Raw genomic sequence first — 14,639 nt, 5'->3', positions numbered from 1 at the left:
CCTGCTCAGATATCCCGGTCGTCAGAAAGCAAGGCGCTTTCCCGCATCGCGTACACGATAGGAGACAGATGAGATGAACCGTATACTGCTTGCCGGCACGATTGCACTTGCCCTGACATCCGCAGCCTCTGCCGAAGTTCTCAAAGAAAACAACATGCCGCTGGATATCGCGGTAGAACTGGCACAGGGCGCCGTCTCCGCTTGCGCCGCCGATGGCTACAACGTATCGGCGGCCGTCGTCGACCGGGCAGGCGTGGTTCGCGCCCTCTTGCGCGCCGACAATGCCGGACCGCATACAGTCAGCGCTGCCAGCCAGAAGGCCTTCACATCCGTATCTGCCCGTATCCCGACCAGCGTCATGGTTGAAAACATCCAGAAGAACCAGGGTGCAGCCCAGCTCGTCGCCATTGACGGCTTTCTCGTTCTGGCCGGTGGTGTGCCGGTCAAGCTCGGCAAAGAAACCATCGGCGCTATCGGCGTCGGCGGCGCACCGGGCGGCCATCTCGATGAAGCCTGCGCCAACGCCGCCATTGCCAAGGTGCAGGATCAGCTCAAGTAAGAAGCAGTGCCTTCGTGAAACGAAAGTCCCCGCGGCGTCCGCTGCGGGGGAAGCGGCCGCTTATTGCCGATATCGTTTAAAAACGCGATGGATTGGCCGCTCATCCACCCCTCTCGGTCTTTTGAGCGGATTAGATTGCCATTCACCCCCGCACCTCAGTGCAGGGTATACCGCCCTTATGCGATAAAGCGGCGTCTGTGGCTTCAGGTTATCCAATCTCCTCAGGTTTATGCGGCTGCAGGCAAGTTGCCGGCAGCAGCTATTGTCGCTGGTGGCGACGCGAGGCGGGCCGCATGCCGACACATTTTCATGGCACCTCTTCCAACAGGGGCAGCACCATGCCATGACAAGTGCATGAAGCTCGCTGCGATCATCCATCGGCTGCTCTTGCTGTCTGCCCTGCTCGGGATCTTTTTTGGTCCCGTCAGCATAGGCGCGGCCGGCAGCACCATGGCGGCTTCAGTTTCAACGCATATGACAGCGATGCCGGAAGACATGTCCTGCTGTCCCGGCGAGGCGTCGGGCTGTGATGGCGTGGCTTGTCCAATGGCCCTGCTTTGCGCCACGGCCTTTGTTGGCCATGCAGCGGGTGACACGCCCGTGAACCTTACCTGGACCACCCATCGATTTTTGAGTGTGCCGTCCCCGGTTCTTGCATCGTCACTGGTCGATCCGCCGTCTCGGCCTCCCAGGGTCTGATCTCGCATCATCGAGTACATCAGTGCGAATGCAATGGTTGCATCCGTACGCGCATCCTGTGGAACAAGATAGCAGATTTGGTTCATGCGACGTATCGTCATGACGAGAAACCGCAGCGGCGCATCCTCTCCTATCTGCCGCGCAAGACCTCGTCAAAGGACGGCGCTTGGCTCGATCGACGGCATCCACCGCAGGAAGAAAGTACTCAAAACACCAGAAATATAATCCTTGAAGGAATGACGACATGAACATCGATAGAAGACGGTTTATCTGCGCGGGCATCGCCATCGCAGCCACATTTGCAGGCATGGGGCATGCCTCTGCCGCAGTGCAGACCATGACCGTCTACAAGGACCCGAACTGCGGTTGCTGCCATCTTTGGGCAGAGGCGATGAAAGCAGAAGGGTTTGACATCAAGATCGAGGATCGGGATGACCTGACACCGATCAAGGCCCGTTTCGGCGTACCCGTCGATCTGCAGGGGTGCCACACCGCCGTCGTGGCAGGTTATTTCCTCGAAGGCCATGTGCCACTGGAAGCCGTCCGCAAACTGCTCGACGAAAAGCCTGCCATCGCCGGCCTGGCAGTGCCCGGCATGCCATCCGGCTCGCTTGGCATGGGCGATGATCCGAATGCGGCGTATGATGTCTTTGCCGTGGCAAAGACTGCTGGTGAAAAGCCGGCCCTCTTCATGACGATCGGGCCGAAGGGCTAATCGGTACTTTCGTGGACGCGTTTACTGCTGCCCTGCCGGCAGCAGTAAACCTGCCCAGGCAGATCAGATAGGAACAACCGCGAACCAACGCATGGCTCAACGCAAGACCAGCCGCAGTGCGCGTTGCGTTTCTTTCAGCAAGGGCAGGTAGCGCACTATCATCTCGGCGGCAGGCACGTGAGCCGCGGGAGCACCAATATTGATCGCGGCAACCACCCGGCCGCGATCATTCTCGATCGGAACCGCGATGGAGCAAAGCCCCAACTCCAGTTCCTGATCGATAACCGCGCAGCCCCCGGCGCGGACACGGCGGAGTTCGTCCATCAACAGATCTGGATCCGTCTTCGTCAGCGGCGTATTCGCCTTGAGTTCGGAGCGATCCAGGATGCCGCGCGCCTCCGTTTCCGGCAAGGCGGCTAGCAGAACCCGTCCCATCGATGCGCAATATGCAGGCAGCCGGGAGCCGGGGGAGAGATTGATCGACATCACGCGCTTCTGCGAGGCGCGGGCAATGTAGACCACCTCGGTACCATCGAGGACGGAGGCCGACGCGCTCTGGCCAGATTTTTCTGAAAGCTGGTCGAGATAGGGCTGGATCATCAGCGGCAGCGGTGTTGCCGACAGATAGGCATGGCCGAGCCGCAGCACCTTTGGCGTCAGCGCGAAGAACTTGCCGTCATAGTCGGCATAACCGAGATCGGCGAGCGTCAGGAGGCATCGGCGCACCGTTGCCCGGTCGAGTTCCGTCAGCTTCGCCGCCTCGGCAATCGTGAGTTTCGGCCGCGCCTCTCCGAAGGCCTCGATGACTTTCAGACCGCGTGCAAAGCCGCTGACGAAATCCGTTTCCCGCATGTCAAAGCTCCCATCATTCGGCCCACAATGTGCGATATACGAACAAATGTCAAATAACGCACAAAATATTTGACGACGCACGGATTCGAGCGCTTATTTGCGCCAATCCAGACTTGGATACACCTCAGGAGGAGAATGCCTTGGCGCGACTGATTTCGCTGGCGGAAGCCATTTCCGAAAACGTGCATGACGGCGATACCGTTGCCATGGAGGGGTTCACCCACCTGATCCCTTATGCCGCCGGTCATGAGGTGATCCGGCAGGGCAAGAAGGATCTTTTCCTGATCCGCATGACGCCGGACATTCTCTATGACCAGCTGATCGGTGCCGGTGCGGCCCGCGGAATGAAATTTTCCTGGGGTGGCAATCCCGGCGTCGGCTCGCTGCACCGTTTCCGCGATGCTGTCGAAAACCAGTGGCCGCGGCCGCTGGAGATCGAGGAGCATTCCCATGCCGCCATGGCCAATGCCTATGAGGCAGGCGCTGCAAATCTGCCGTTTGCTATGTTGCGCGGCTATATCGGCGCCGATCTCACCAAGGTAAACCCGAATATCAAGCAGGTAGCTTGCCCCTTCACCGGCGAAGTGCTGGCGGCCGTGCCCGCCATCCGCCCGGACGTAGCGATCATTCATGCGCTCAGAGCAGACCGGAAGGGCAACGTGCTCCTTGAAGGCATCGTTGGCGTACAGAAGGAAGCCGTGCTTGGCGCAAAACGCTCAATCGTCACGGTGGAAGAGATCGTGGACGAACTGAACCCACCATCGTCCAACTCCGTCGTCCTGCCGTCCTGGGCGGTCACTGCGGTTGTCGAGGTACCCGGCGGCGCTTTCCCGTCCTATGCGCAAGGCTACTATCCGCGCTCCAACGCCTTCTACATCGCCTGGGACGAGATTGCCCGAGATCGCGATACGTTCCGGGCGTGGATCGAGGAAAACATCATGAAGGCCGGGCCGGGAGACTTTGCCAAACATGCGAAGAAGGCTGCGTGAGGAGATAAACGATGAGCGATTTCACCCCCACCGAAATGATGACCATTGCCGCCTCGCGCGCGCTCACCAATGACGATGTCTGTTTCGTCGGCATCGGCGCACCGTCGGCCGCCTGCAACGTCGCCCGTCTGACACATGCACCGGATATCACGCTGATCTATGAAAGCGGCACGGTCGGCACCAAACCAGATGTCCTGCCGCTGTCGATCGGCGACGGAGAACTCTGCGACACAGCGCTGTTCACGGTCTCGGTGCCGGAAATGTTCCGCTACTGGCTGCAGGGCGGCCGCATCACCACCGGCTTTCTCGGCGGCGCCCAGATCGACAGGTTTGCCAATCTCAATACCACCGTGGTCGGCCCCTATGAGCATCCGAAAGTGCGGCTGCCTGGCGGTGGCGGAGCTCCGGAGATCGCCAGCAATTGCGGCCAGATCTTCATCACCATGGCGCTCTCCAAGCGCGGCTTCGTCGACAAGCTCAATTTCATCACCTCGATGGGCCATGGCGAAGGCGGCAATCATCGCGAACGGCTGGGGATGAAGACCAAAGGACCGACCCGCGTCATCACTGATCTCTGCATTCTCGAGCCGGACCCTGTCACCAAGGAGCTCACCGTCGTCTCGATCCACCAGGGCGTGACCCGCGAACAGATCGTCGAGAATTGCGGCTGGCCGATTAAGTTTGCCGAAACGGTGATCGACACGCCGGTTCCCACTGAAACCGAGCTTCAGACCCTGCGCGACATCAATGCGCGCACCAAGAAAGCCCATCAGGGCAACAAGGAAGCCGCGTAATGACCGAAGCCTATATTTGCGACTATATCCGCACCCCGATCGGCCGTTTCGGCGGCTCTCTTTCCTCCGTCCGGGCCGATGATCTCGGAGCGATCCCGCTCAAGGCGCTGATGCAGCGCAATGCCGGTGTTGACTGGCAGGCGGTCGATGACGTCATTTTCGGCTGTGCCAACCAGGCAGGCGAGGACAATCGCAACGTCGCGCGCATGTCGCTGCTGCTCGCGGGCTTGCCGCTGGAGGTCTCCGGCACGACGATCAACCGGCTCTGCGGCTCCGGCATGGATGCCGTCATTGCCGCCGCCCGTGCCGTCCGTTCCGGCGAGGCGAACCTGATGATTGCCGGCGGGGTGGAGAGCATGTCGCGAGCACCCTTCGTTATGCCGAAAGCGGAAAGCGCCTTTTCACGCGCCGCCGAAATACACGACACCACGATCGGCTGGCGCTTCGTTAACCCACTGATGAAGAAACAGTACGGCGTCGATTCCATGCCCGAAACAGGTGAGAATGTCGCTGAGGATTACAAGGTCACTCGCGAGGATCAGGACGCCTTTGCCGTCCGCTCGCAGGACAAGGCCGCCGCCGCTCAGCAAAACGGACGCCTCAGCCAGGAGATCACATCCGTGACCATTCCGCAGCGCAAGGGCGACCCGATCGTCGTCGACAGGGACGAGCACCCGCGCGCAACGACCATCGAAACGCTTGCCAAGCTTGGCACTCCATTCAAGAAGGAAGGCGGCACCGTTACCGCCGGCAATGCCTCCGGCGTCAACGATGGTGCCGCTGCCCTGATCATTGCCTCCGAAGCCGCCGTGAAGAAACACGGACTGACACCGATCGCCCGGATCATGGGCGGTGCCGCCGCAGGCGTGCCGCCGCGCGTTATGGGCATCGGCCCGGTGCCCGCCTCGAGAAAGCTGATGGCCCGGCTTGGCATGACGCAGGACCAGTTCGACGTGATCGAGCTCAATGAAGCCTTTGCCAGCCAGGGTCTTGCCGTTCTTCGCGAGCTGGGTATTGCCGACGACGATCCACGCGTCAACCGCAACGGCGGTGCCATCGCGCTTGGCCACCCGCTCGGCATGTCCGGCGCCCGTATCACCGGCACTGCTGCCCTCGAACTCAAGCTGACCGGCCGCCGCTATTCGCTATCGACCATGTGCATTGGGGTCGGACAGGGTATCGCGATCGGGCTTGAACGCGCCTGAGTGGGAGATCGGCGGCAAGCCTGCTTGCCGCCGATGGTCCAATAACTTCGGTTAAGGTCGCCTCAGTACGGCAACCCCACATAATTCTCAGCCAGCACCGTCGCCGCCGCACGCGAATGGGTCAGATAATCCAGTTCGGCCTCTTGAATCTTCTGGTCGAAGGCACCGGTATCCGGAAAACGATGCATCATCGTCGTCATCCACCAGGAAAAGCGCACGGCTTTCCACACACGGGAAAGAGCGCGGACGGAATAGGCGTCGATGCCGGCCAGCGAGCGCTCCTGATAAAACTCCAACAAACCAGCATAGAGATAATGGACATCGCTCGCCGCCAGATTAAGCCCCTTGGCGCCCGTTGGCGGAACGATATGCGCGGCATCACCAACAAGGAAGAGATTGCCGAACCGCATCGGCTCGGCCACGAACGAGCGCAGCGGCGCGATGGACTTTTCGAACGATGAGCCGGTGATCAGGGCTTCGGCATGATGTGCGGGCAGGCGGCGGCGCAGTTCGTCCCAGAAGCGATCATCGCTCCAGTCCCCGACTTTTTCGTCCAGCGCACATTGCAGGTAGTAGCGGCTGCGGCTTTCCGAGCGCATAGAGCAGAGCGCAAAACCACGCGGATGGTTGGCGTAGATCAGTTCGTGATTGACCGGCGGCACATCGGCAAGCAATCCGAGCCAGCCGAACGGATAGACCTTTTCGAGTGTGGTAATCGATTTGTCCGGGACGGCCTTGCGGCTGACACCGTGAAATCCATCGCATCCGGCAATGAAATCACAATCGATGCGGTGGGTTATCCCTGCCTTCTCATAGGTGACGTAGGGCGACCTGCCCTCGAAATCATGCGGACAGACATTGAAAGCATCATAGACCGTCACTGCTCCGATCGCCTCGCGATGCTGCATCAAGTCACGCGTCAGCTCGGTCTGGCCATAGACCATGACGCCTTTACCGCCGGTCAGATCCGCCAGGTCGATCCGGTGATCCCGCTCGTCGAAGGCAAGCGAAAAGCCGCCATGCGGCAAGCCTTCGGCATGCATCCTTCCACCGGCTTCGGCCTCATCCATCAGCTCCACCGTACCTTGCTCAAGCACCCCCGCACGCACCCGGTTAAGAATATAGTCCTTGCCAACACGATCCAGAATGATCGCCTCGATGCCGGCTTTGGCCAGCAATTGTCCGAGCAGCAATCCGGATGGACCCGAACCGATGATAACGACCTGCGTGCGCATTTTTTTCCTCCCGAACAATGCAGGTGGATTTTGACACCGGCACACCGCCGCCACCATGGACATCAAGCTCAATAAATTGCACAAATCGAACATTCCAGCAGGTGCGATACCAACATGCGCGCAACCCCGACCTACGATCTCTACGGCGAAAAGCGCGGCGATTCCTCCGGATTCTGGCTGCATTGCGAAACGATCCCATCGCGCAGCAGCCTGCATCATTGGGAGATCGGCCAGCATCGTCATGAGCAGTTCTTTCAGATCCTGTACATCGAGACAGGATCCGGCGATGCGATCTTTGATGACGTGGCACATGCGATTATCGCGCCCGCCGTCATCACCGTGCCGCCCCTTTCCCGTCATGGCTTCCGGTTTTCGAAGGATATTGACGGTTATGTTTTCACGGTGCTGACGTCGCATCTGAAAACCATGCCGGCGGATCACAGCCGGTTTGGCACGTGGCTGGGCCTTCCGCGGCTGACGGCATTGCAGCAGGAACATGCCGACAGCCACTACATCGCCGATACGCTGCATCGTCTCGCTGCAGAAGCCGCCGCCCGACGCACAGGACCGGCGGATCTGTGCGAGGCATACCTCACGTCCGCGCTCCGGTTGACAGCGCACCTGTCCGCCGAAGGGGAGGGTGACGAAGACGGGGGAGCGACGCAAAACGAGCGGCGGCTAAACCGGTTGACTGGGTTGATCCACGAGCATTTTCGCTCCCACAAGCCAGCATCGTACTATGCCGATGCGCTCGGCATTTCCCCAACGCACCTCAACCGTATCGTCAAACAGCTCACCGGTGGCAGTACCCAGACACTGATCAACGGCAAACTGATCGACGAAGCGCAGCGCGAACTGCTGTTTACGCAGATCCCGGTGCAGGAAATCGGTTTCCGGCTCGGTTTTACCGATCCTGCCTATTTCTCCCGTTTCTTCCTGACTCAAACGGGCCTCTCGCCGCGCCAATGGCGGCGCAGGCAGGGTAGGGAGGGTTGATATCCTGGCTTCCAACGCTCCTCTGCGGTAAGCGCGCAGCCGCCGATCTTTGCTTGCCTGACCTCGGCGTGGGGCGGCTCGCATATCAGAATCATATAATCAATACAGAATGCATGGACTGCCGGGAGTTTGCCGGATAGGAATTCGGGCGCAAGCGCAACACGCTTCCGTTTAAAATTGCAGCAGAATGTTCGGAGACCCCATGAGCAAGGCCCCATCGACGCTTGAGACCGTGAGCACGCCTGCCGTCTTGATCGATATGGACATAGCGCGGCGCAATATCGATCGTTTCCAGGCTTATGCCGACGCGCATGGATTGAAGGTTCGCCCGCATATCAAGACGCACAAACTGCCGGCGGTCGCCGAGATGCAGCTGAGGGCAGGGGCCATCGGCGTCACCTGCCAGAAGGTGTCCGAAGCCGAGGCGATGATTGCTGCCAGCCCCGAAATCCGTGACGTCCTGATCACCTACAATATCCTCGGCGCCGAGAAGCTGAGCCATCTCGCCGCTCTCGCGCGGAAAGTGACGCTGAGTGTGGTCGCCGACAACGAGACGGTCATTGATGGCCTCTCGGACGCTTTCGCGTCTGAGCCGGCGCCGTTGCGGGTGCTGGTGGAATGCAATACCGGGGCTGACCGCTGCGGCGTGCCGACCCCGGAGGCCGCGGCAACCCTTGCGCAACGGATCGCCAAGGCACCGGGTCTTGCGTTCGGCGGCCTGATGACCTATCCGCCAGCCAATGGCGCTGCTGCGGTCGAATCCTTCATGACCCGGGCCAAGGCCTTCATCGAAGCAGCCGGCATCAAGGTTCCTGTGATTACATCGGGCGGTACACCATCGATGATGGAAGCGGCCAAAGCGCCGGTCACAACCGAGTACCGGCCCGGAACCTATGTCTATAACGACCGCTCGCTGGTTTCCCGCGGTGTGTGCACGTGGGACGATTGTGCGCTCACCGTGCTTGCGACCGTCGTTTCAGTCCCTGCCGCCAATCGCGCCATCATCGACGCTGGCTCCAAGGCATTGACCTCCGACCTTCTCGGCCTTTCCGGTTACGGCCATGTGCTCGACCGCGACGACATAACCATCGACCAGCTCTCGGAAGAGCATGGCCGCCTCGTCAGCGAAGGCCCGATCAACCTGAAGGTTGGCGACCGGCTACGCGTCGTGCCGAACCATGCCTGCGTCGTGACCAATCTGGTCGATGCAGTCAACATCATCGACCAAGGCGAGATTTCAGCCATCTGGCCGGTGGTCGCGCGCGGCAGGATCGTTTGAAGCCCATCCCGATTTTCCCGAACAAAACGTTATTCTGGTGAATTGAAGACGGCCTCGATCGGATGCCCGTCCGGATCGATGACGAAGGCTGCATAATAGTTTGGCCCATAGGCCGGGCGAAAGCAGGGGCCGCCATTGTCGCGGCCACCCTTTTCGAGCGCCGCCGCATGAGAATCCGCGACCGCTTGCCGGTTTGCAGCCGCGAAGGCGAGATGAAAGCCCGACCCTGGCGGTCTTTGTCCTTTCGGCCGCAATTTGATGGCGAATTTATCGCCGCCGCCGAGAATACCGTAGCCAACGGCCTGATCGATAGCGCCGGGCTCGATGTCCTCCCAGACGCGAACATAGCCGAGCGGCGCAAGAGCCGCATCGTAGAACGACGCCGAACGTTCGATGTTCGACACCCCGAACGAAATATGGTGAAGCATGCTCATTGGCGGTCCCAAGCCATCATCAACATGAATCGAACACGCGTGACCGATTCAAAACTCTCATTGGACGCATGATGCTGTTCGGGCGATTCTTGCATCATGAGCAAGCAACCGTATCACCTTCGCGTTCAAAGGATCGATCCTTCAAAAAACATGGCGCGGTTCTACGCCATGTCGATCGAACCGACCCTGTTCGGCGACACGTCCCTGATCCGCAACTGGGGCCGCATCGGAACGCATGGCCAATGGCGGGTCGATCTGTTCGCGCACGAGACCCAGGCCGTGGATCACTTTCTCGCCCTCCTGCGGAAGAAGCGGCGAAAGGGCTATACGCTCATGAGAAACCGGGATGGGCAGCGGCACGCATAAGCGCTACGGCAGGCAGGAAGCTCCCGCTGAAACCGCGGCAAGTCACTCGATCACTGTCCGCTGTGCCTCGATACGGGCGGCTTTCCATGACGACCAGATGAAGGTAGCGATGAAGATTATGGTCATCAGGAGCACGATGGTGGGCGCCGGTGCGCTGTCGATGAAAAACGAGAGGTAGACGCCGGAGAAGGAGGCAACGGTCGCGACGAATACGGCGACAACAAGCATCCTTCCCATCGTGCGGGTGATCAGGAAGGCAATGGCGCCGGGGGCAATCAGCATGGCGATGGCGAGGATCAACCCGACGGCCTTCAAGGCACCGACAATCGTCAGCGACAAAAGAGCAAGCAGCCCATAGTGCAGCCAGTTGACGCGCAGGCCGACGGCTTTTGCCTGGGCAGGATCGAAGGCATGCAGCAGGAAATCCCGCCATTTGACTGCAAGGATACCGGTTGTCACCAGCGCAATCAGGCCGGTTTGGAGGATATCGGGCCAGCCGATGCCGAGCATGTCGCCAAAGAGGATATGGTCCAGATGCACATCACTCTGGATCTTGACGTAAAGCACCAGGCCAAGGCCGAACATGCCTGAGAAAACCACACCCATCACCGTATCCTGCTTGATGCGGCTGTTTTCCTTCAGGTAGCCGGTCAGAAGCGCGCAGGACATGCCGGCGGCAAAGGCGCCGACGGCAAAAGGCAGGCCGACAATGTAGGAAATCACAACGCCCGGAAAGACAGCGTGCGAGATGGCATCGCCCATCAGCGACCAGCCTTTCAGCACGAGAAAGCAGGAGAGCATCGCAGTCGGAATCGCCACCAGCACCGAGATCAGCAGGGCGTTGCGCATGAACGCAAATTCGAACACCGCCAGGAGCATGTCGAGCGAGATCATCGGACCACCTCCAACGCTTGCGCTGTGCGCCTGCGGGCGGCAAGCAGCCCGTGTTTCGGGGCAAAGACAAAGGCCATGAGAAAGATCAGCGTTTGCAGCACGATGATGATGCCGCCGGTGGCGCCGTCGAGGAAATAGCTGAAATAGGCGCCGAAGAAACTCGTCAGAGACCCGATCGCCACGCTGATCAGGATCAGCCGGGGAAAGCGATCGGTCAGCAGATAGGCCGTGGCGCCGGGTGTCACCACCATGGCAATGACAAGAAAAGCGCCGACAGTTTGAAGGGCCGCTACCGTGCAGGCGGACAACAGGGTGAAAAACAGGACTTTGAGAAAGGTCGTGCGGATACCGATCGAACGTGCGTGACTCTCGTCGAAGAAGGTTACCATCAGGTCCTTCCATTTTGCCGTCAGGATGATCAGCGAGATCACGCCGATAAGGGCAAGCTGCAGGGTGTCGGCCGGGGTGATGGCGAGAATGTTGCCGAGCACGATCGTCTGGATATTCACCGATGTCGGCGACAGAGAGACCATGAACAGGCCGAGGCCGAAGAACGCGGTGAAGATCAGCCCGATGATGGTGTCTTCCTTCAGCCGGGTTCGCTGGTTGAGGAACAGCATCGCGCCGGCCGCAAGTCCGCCGGAAAAGAAGGCGCCGAGCGAGAGTGGCAGACCGAGCATATAGGCGCCAGCCACGCCAGGGACGATCGCATGCGAGAGCGCATCGCCGATCAGCGACCAGCCCTTCAGCATCAGATAGGACGAAAGGAAGGCGCAGACGGCGCCGACCAGCGCGCTCACCCACATGGCGTTCAACATATAGTTATAGGTGAACGGTTCCAGCAGCGTTGTGATCATCGGCCGTCTGCCTCCGGATCGGTCTCCGGCTTGGCCGGTTGCGATACCATCCGGTCCTTGGCGCCGTACATGACCAGCGGACGCTCGTCGTCGGTGATGACGGACACTTGCCGCGGATCGGCATCGTCATGCAGGCTCTCGCCCCCGAGCACGAAATGGCGCAGCACACCGCCGAAGGCGAGTTCGAGGTTTTCGCGGGTAAAGGTTGTTTCGGTCGGTCCATAGGCAAGCACGGTGTTCTTGAGAAGAACCGTGCGATCACAAAACTCCGGCACGCTGCCGAGATTGTGGGTGGAGACCAGCATGACCCGGCCTTCGTCGCGCAAGCCCATCAACAGGCGGATGATCGCGTCCTCGGTCTTGACGTCGACGCCGGTGAAGGGTTCGTCGAGCAAGATGACCCGACCGTCCTGCGCCAGTGCGCGGGCCAGGAAGACGCGTTTCTTCTGGCCGCCGGAAAGCTCGCCGATCTGGCGCTTGCGGAAATCGCTCATGCCAACGCGGGCAAGGGCGGCTTCGACCGCATCGTGATCGGCCTTCTTGGGGATGCGCAGCATATTCATGTGACCGTAGCGGCCCATCATCACCACGTCTTCGACAAGAACCGGGAAATTCCAGTCGACTTCCTCGGCCTGCGGCACATAGGCAACGAGGTTCCTCTTCAGCGCTTCCGGCACGGAAAGCCCAAGCACCGAAATGTCGCCACGGGCCAGCCGGGCAAAGCCCATGATCGCCTTGAACAAGGTCGACTTGCCGCTACCATTGACGCCAACAAGCGCGGTGATGGTCCCTGTCGGGATGTCGAAGGAGGCGTCCAGCAAGGCCCGATGGCCGTTGCGATAGGTTACGGTTGCGCCAGAGACGCGTATGCCGCTGCCCGGCTGCCCGGCCGCCGGCCCCTGACCGGGGCGGGCTTTAACCTGAAGGTTCATTGCGAAAGACCCTTGGCGATGGTTTCGGACGTGACGCGCAGAAGGTCGATATAGGTGGGAACCGGACCGTCCGCCTCGCTCAAGGAATCAACATAGAGCACGCCGCCGTATTTTGCGCCTGTTTCGCGTGCCACCTGCTGTGCCGGGTCGGGTGAAATCGTGCTTTCGGAGAAGACGACCGGGATATTGTTGGCACGCACCGCATCAATCACCTTGCGAACCTGCTGCGGCGTGCCCTGCTGGTCGGCGTTGATCGGCCAGAGATAGAGTTCCTTCAAGCCGAAGTCCCGAGTCAGGTAGCTGAAGGCACCTTCGCTCGACACCAGCCAGCGCTTGCCTTCGGGGATTTTGCCAATCTCGGCGCGGATAGGCGAAATCGCCGCCTCGATCTTCTGCTTATAGGCCTCGGCATTGGCCTTGTAGGTATCCGCGTTAGCTGGGTCGTATTGGACGAAAGCATCGCGGATATTGTCGACATAGATCAACGCGGACGACGGCGACATCCAGGCATGCGGGTTGGGCTTGCCGCTGTAGGGGCCTTCTGCAATGCCCATCGGCTCCACGCCCTCGGATACGACAACCCCGGGAACATTGTCGAAGTTCTGGAAGAATTTTTCAAACCAGAGTTCGAGATTAAGGCCGTTCCACAGGATGAGGTTGGCGTCATGCGCCTTCAGGATGTCACGTGGAGTCGGCTGGTAATTATGAATTTCGGCGCCGGGCTTGGTGATCGATTCGACAGTTGCTGCATCACCGGCAACGTTCCTGGCCATATCGGCAATCACAGTAAAAGTCGTAACGGCCTTGAATTTCTCCTGCGCCGATGCGGCTCCCGGAGCGAGCGCCATGGCCGCCAAAGCCGCCGCCACCGCCAAAATCACGCGTTTCGTCTGATCGATCATCCCATACTCCCATGATTGTCATCGACAGAACTATGTGAATGGTCTGCACAAGTCAATGCAAATGAGAAGCATTCGCAACTAGCTATTTTCAAACTTGCCTCGCTTGGCTAGTGTGCGCTCATGAAACAGAACAAGAATCGCGTTGCGGAATTGGAGGGCGTCCTCAGGGACGGTGGTGTACGCGTGACACGTCAGCGCGCGGCAATCCTGAAGATTCTCGCCACGGCCGAAGACCATCCTGATGCAAGCGAATTGCACCGCCGGGCAAAGGAAATCGACGCCACGGTCTCGCTCTCGACTGTTTATCGAACACTCTCGGCGCTGGAACAACAAGGCGTCGTGCATCGCCACGCCTTTGAAAGCGCCACCGCCCGATTTGAAACCGCTGACGCGCCGCACCACGATCATCTGATCGATATCGATACCGGCGCGGTCATCGAGTTCCGCTCTGACAAGATCGAGCAGTTGCAAGCCGAGATCGCCGCCGAACTCGGCTACGACCTCGTCCGCCACCGGCTGGAACTTTACTGCCGCAAACGCAAGACTTGACGGGCATCAGGCAGGGCACACCGAAACGTCCGGACATCATGCCATTGGTATTATTCGCAAGTCGCATTTGAAAATGGAATCTGCCGTCCGGCAGTTCACGATCGCGAAACGTGTTGCGCCTGATCTCGCGGTAAATCGTCGAGCGATGACGGCCAAGCTGACGCGCCATCTCCCTGACCGGAACCTTTGCCGCCACGAGATGATAAAGACGCCGACGATCGGCAAGGGTGATCTGCGTATAGCATCGAGACATGCCAAAATCTCCAAAGTGAAGCCATTGAAATTACTGGCATGTCGCACTTGGAAATAGAATGTACCCCGCTACAAAAGATGTCAAAGCTGGATAGGGCTGCGACGGTGGTGACCAGTTAGAAACGCGACA

Annotated in this window: 17 protein-coding genes and 1 pseudogene; 10 read left to right on the top strand and 8 right to left on the bottom strand. The window is 59.7% G+C overall.

Features of this window, described 5'->3' with window-relative positions:
* The first annotated feature begins 73 nt into the window (after positions 1 to 73).
* The 3 genes from ACSQ3J_RS27945 (at position 74) to ACSQ3J_RS27935 (ending at position 1,973) form a co-directional block, all read left to right on the top strand.
* The gene (locus tag ACSQ3J_RS27945) at positions 74 to 559 is read left to right on the top strand and encodes a GlcG/HbpS family heme-binding protein (RefSeq protein ID WP_436040783.1); all 486 of its coding nucleotides are present in this window, start codon (positions 74 to 76) and stop codon (positions 557 to 559) included.
* Positions 560 to 913: 354 nt separating this feature from the next.
* The gene (locus tag ACSQ3J_RS27940) at positions 914 to 1,258 is read left to right on the top strand and encodes a hypothetical protein (RefSeq protein WP_156393913.1); all 345 of its coding nucleotides are present in this window, start codon (positions 914 to 916) and stop codon (positions 1,256 to 1,258) included.
* A gap of 250 nt (positions 1,259 to 1,508) precedes the next feature.
* Positions 1,509 to 1,973: a DUF411 domain-containing protein gene (locus ACSQ3J_RS27935; protein WP_436040797.1), complete on the top strand. Its 465-nt coding sequence runs from the start codon at positions 1,509 to 1,511 to the stop codon at positions 1,971 to 1,973.
* Positions 1,974 to 2,069: 96 nt separating this feature from the next.
* Here the strand turns inward: ACSQ3J_RS27935 and ACSQ3J_RS27930 are convergent, their stop codons facing one another.
* A complete protein-coding gene (locus tag ACSQ3J_RS27930) occupies positions 2,070 to 2,825 on the bottom strand; it encodes an IclR family transcriptional regulator (protein ID WP_436040782.1) in 756 nt (251 codons plus the stop codon).
* Between the two features lie 140 nt (positions 2,826 to 2,965).
* Here ACSQ3J_RS27930 and ACSQ3J_RS27925 point away from each other — a divergent pair, with 140 nt between their 5' ends.
* Genes ACSQ3J_RS27925 through pcaF form a run of 3 tightly spaced genes read left to right on the top strand, consistent with a single transcriptional unit; the run spans position 2,966 to position 5,813 of the window.
* Positions 2,966 to 3,814: a CoA transferase subunit A gene (locus ACSQ3J_RS27925; RefSeq protein ID WP_436040781.1), complete on the top strand. Its 849-nt coding sequence runs from the start codon at positions 2,966 to 2,968 to the stop codon at positions 3,812 to 3,814.
* A gap of 11 nt (positions 3,815 to 3,825) precedes the next feature.
* Positions 3,826 to 4,608, top strand: a complete 783-nt coding sequence (locus ACSQ3J_RS27920) for a CoA-transferase subunit beta (RefSeq protein WP_060503479.1) — start codon at positions 3,826 to 3,828, stop codon at positions 4,606 to 4,608.
* Positions 4,608 to 5,813: a 3-oxoadipyl-CoA thiolase gene (gene pcaF / locus ACSQ3J_RS27915; RefSeq protein WP_060503480.1), complete on the top strand. Its 1,206-nt coding sequence runs from the start codon at positions 4,608 to 4,610 to the stop codon at positions 5,811 to 5,813. Before ACSQ3J_RS27920 ends, pcaF begins: the two co-directional genes overlap by 1 nt.
* A gap of 62 nt (positions 5,814 to 5,875) precedes the next feature.
* Here the strand turns inward: pcaF and pobA are convergent, their stop codons facing one another.
* Entirely contained in the window at positions 5,876 to 7,048 is a 1,173-nt protein-coding gene (gene pobA / locus ACSQ3J_RS27910; protein WP_060503481.1) for a 4-hydroxybenzoate 3-monooxygenase, read from the bottom strand.
* A 114-nt stretch (positions 7,049 to 7,162) separates the two neighbouring features.
* Between pobA and ACSQ3J_RS27905 the strand changes: the two genes are divergently transcribed.
* Both ACSQ3J_RS27905 and ACSQ3J_RS27900 read left to right on the top strand, forming a co-directional pair.
* Positions 7,163 to 8,044 (top strand): helix-turn-helix domain-containing protein, encoded by an 882-nt coding sequence (locus tag ACSQ3J_RS27905; protein ID WP_060503482.1) that lies wholly within the window; start codon positions 7,163 to 7,165, stop codon positions 8,042 to 8,044.
* Positions 8,045 to 8,246: 202 nt separating this feature from the next.
* Positions 8,247 to 9,323, top strand: coding sequence for a D-TA family PLP-dependent enzyme (locus tag ACSQ3J_RS27900; RefSeq protein WP_060503483.1), 1,077 nt, complete (start codon positions 8,247 to 8,249; stop codon positions 9,321 to 9,323).
* A 29-nt stretch (positions 9,324 to 9,352) separates the two neighbouring features.
* Here ACSQ3J_RS27900 and ACSQ3J_RS27895 read toward each other — a convergent pair whose 3' ends face one another.
* Complete coding sequence (locus tag ACSQ3J_RS27895; RefSeq protein ID WP_060503498.1) at positions 9,353 to 9,751, bottom strand: VOC family protein; 399 nt, start codon at positions 9,749 to 9,751, stop codon at positions 9,353 to 9,355.
* 102 nt (positions 9,752 to 9,853) lie between these two features.
* Here ACSQ3J_RS27895 and ACSQ3J_RS27890 point away from each other — a divergent pair, with 102 nt between their 5' ends.
* The gene (locus tag ACSQ3J_RS27890; RefSeq protein ID WP_060503484.1) at positions 9,854 to 10,123 is read left to right on the top strand and encodes a WGR domain-containing protein; all 270 of its coding nucleotides are present in this window, start codon (positions 9,854 to 9,856) and stop codon (positions 10,121 to 10,123) included.
* Between the two features lie 42 nt (positions 10,124 to 10,165).
* On the opposite strand, the gene ACSQ3J_RS27885 is transcribed toward ACSQ3J_RS27890, so the two are convergent.
* Genes ACSQ3J_RS27885 through ACSQ3J_RS27870 form a run of 4 tightly spaced genes read right to left on the bottom strand, consistent with a single transcriptional unit; the run spans position 10,166 to position 13,708 of the window.
* The gene (locus ACSQ3J_RS27885) at positions 10,166 to 11,017 is read right to left on the bottom strand and encodes a metal ABC transporter permease (protein ID WP_060503485.1); all 852 of its coding nucleotides are present in this window, start codon (positions 11,015 to 11,017) and stop codon (positions 10,166 to 10,168) included.
* On the bottom strand, positions 11,014 to 11,874 hold the full coding sequence (locus ACSQ3J_RS27880) for a metal ABC transporter permease (RefSeq protein WP_436040778.1): 861 nt from the start codon (positions 11,872 to 11,874) through the stop codon (positions 11,014 to 11,016). The genes ACSQ3J_RS27885 and ACSQ3J_RS27880 overlap by 4 nt, the downstream gene beginning before the upstream one ends.
* Entirely contained in the window at positions 11,871 to 12,806 is a 936-nt protein-coding gene (locus tag ACSQ3J_RS27875; protein WP_060503487.1) for a manganese/iron ABC transporter ATP-binding protein, read from the bottom strand. Before ACSQ3J_RS27875 ends, ACSQ3J_RS27880 begins: the two co-directional genes overlap by 4 nt.
* Positions 12,803 to 13,708, bottom strand: a complete 906-nt coding sequence (locus tag ACSQ3J_RS27870; RefSeq protein ID WP_060503488.1) for a metal ABC transporter substrate-binding protein — start codon at positions 13,706 to 13,708, stop codon at positions 12,803 to 12,805. Before ACSQ3J_RS27870 ends, ACSQ3J_RS27875 begins: the two co-directional genes overlap by 4 nt.
* A 120-nt stretch (positions 13,709 to 13,828) precedes the next feature.
* Here ACSQ3J_RS27870 and ACSQ3J_RS27865 point away from each other — a divergent pair, with 120 nt between their 5' ends.
* Positions 13,829 to 14,257 (top strand): Fur family transcriptional regulator, encoded by a 429-nt coding sequence (locus ACSQ3J_RS27865; protein WP_060503489.1) that lies wholly within the window; start codon positions 13,829 to 13,831, stop codon positions 14,255 to 14,257.
* 85 nt (positions 14,258 to 14,342) lie between these two features.
* Here the strand turns inward: ACSQ3J_RS27865 and ACSQ3J_RS27860 are convergent.
* Positions 14,343 to 14,510 (bottom strand): annotated as a pseudogene (locus ACSQ3J_RS27860) (helix-turn-helix domain-containing protein); the annotation flags it as partial.
* Between the last annotated feature and the right edge of the window lie 129 nt (positions 14,511 to 14,639).

The sequence above is a fragment of the Rhizobium sp. LjRoot98 genome (assembly GCF_964252935.1).
Taxonomy (GTDB): Bacteria; Pseudomonadota; Alphaproteobacteria; order Rhizobiales; family Rhizobiaceae; genus Pararhizobium.
This window is presented reverse-complemented; position numbering and strand designations above follow the sequence as displayed.

Bases quoted from the DNA above. Each gene is read 5' to 3' on its own strand.
- ACSQ3J_RS27885 (WP_060503485.1), bottom strand. From the start codon at position 11,017: ATGATCTCGCTCGACATGCTCCTGGCGGTGTTCGAATTTGCGTTCATG.
- ACSQ3J_RS27900 (WP_060503483.1), top strand. From the start codon at position 8,247: ATGAGCAAGGCCCCATCGACGCTTGAGACCGTGAGCACGCCTGCCGTC.
- ACSQ3J_RS27895 (WP_060503498.1), bottom strand. From the start codon at position 9,751: ATGCTTCACCATATTTCGTTCGGGGTGTCGAACATCGAACGTTCGGCG.
- ACSQ3J_RS27940 (WP_156393913.1), top strand. From the start codon at position 914: ATGAAGCTCGCTGCGATCATCCATCGGCTGCTCTTGCTGTCTGCCCTG.
- ACSQ3J_RS27880 (WP_436040778.1), bottom strand. From the start codon at position 11,874: ATGATCACAACGCTGCTGGAACCGTTCACCTATAACTATATGTTGAAC.
- ACSQ3J_RS27930 (WP_436040782.1), bottom strand. From the start codon at position 2,825: ATGCGGGAAACGGATTTCGTCAGCGGCTTTGCACGCGGTCTGAAAGTC.
- pobA (WP_060503481.1), bottom strand. From the start codon at position 7,048: ATGCGCACGCAGGTCGTTATCATCGGTTCGGGTCCATCCGGATTGCTG.
- ACSQ3J_RS27920 (WP_060503479.1), top strand. From the start codon at position 3,826: ATGAGCGATTTCACCCCCACCGAAATGATGACCATTGCCGCCTCGCGC.
- pcaF (WP_060503480.1), top strand. From the start codon at position 4,608: ATGACCGAAGCCTATATTTGCGACTATATCCGCACCCCGATCGGCCGT.
- ACSQ3J_RS27865 (WP_060503489.1), top strand. From the start codon at position 13,829: ATGAAACAGAACAAGAATCGCGTTGCGGAATTGGAGGGCGTCCTCAGG.
- ACSQ3J_RS27875 (WP_060503487.1), bottom strand. From the start codon at position 12,806: ATGAACCTTCAGGTTAAAGCCCGCCCCGGTCAGGGGCCGGCGGCCGGG.
- ACSQ3J_RS27890 (WP_060503484.1), top strand. From the start codon at position 9,854: ATGAGCAAGCAACCGTATCACCTTCGCGTTCAAAGGATCGATCCTTCA.
- ACSQ3J_RS27945 (WP_436040783.1), top strand. From the start codon at position 74: ATGAACCGTATACTGCTTGCCGGCACGATTGCACTTGCCCTGACATCC.
- ACSQ3J_RS27870 (WP_060503488.1), bottom strand. From the start codon at position 13,708: ATGATCGATCAGACGAAACGCGTGATTTTGGCGGTGGCGGCGGCTTTG.
- ACSQ3J_RS27905 (WP_060503482.1), top strand. From the start codon at position 7,163: ATGCGCGCAACCCCGACCTACGATCTCTACGGCGAAAAGCGCGGCGAT.